Origin of the sequence: Isoptericola croceus, assembly GCF_029382255.1 — a bacterium.
Lineage (GTDB): Bacteria > Actinomycetota > Actinomycetes > Actinomycetales > Cellulomonadaceae > Isoptericola > Isoptericola croceus.
Genome location: NZ_JARLLG010000395.1, coordinates 1 through 263 on the forward strand (window position 1 = coordinate 1; position 263 = coordinate 263).

Here is a 263-nt window from a genome sequence, read left to right on the forward strand (position 1 = left end):
CGTCGATGTATTGAGCTTTGTGCGCAGAATCAAACATTGTCGCACAGGAAGGTTGCACAAAGCAAGTCCTGTCAAACAAGAATCAAATGTACTGGAATTGGACAAAATAATAGTGCACAGCTCCAAGAACTGCAAATCAAGCAATCATTTATGAAATGTGCATTCATTTCCACTTTAAGTCATGCTGTGAGAAGCCGCCCTTGGTCCAAGCGTGATACCCTCCTTTCACTAGCAAAGGAAAAATGAAAGTAGCGGAAGCCGCG

Annotated in this window: 1 protein-coding gene; it reads left to right on the top strand. The window is 43.3% G+C overall.

What is annotated here, in order from left to right; genetic code table 11:
- Window positions 1-246, top strand: a 246-nt coding sequence (locus PZC42_RS24860) for a hypothetical protein (protein WP_277214264.1), incomplete at its 5' end; no start/stop codon positions are given.
- Window positions 247-263: the final 17 nt, after the last annotated feature.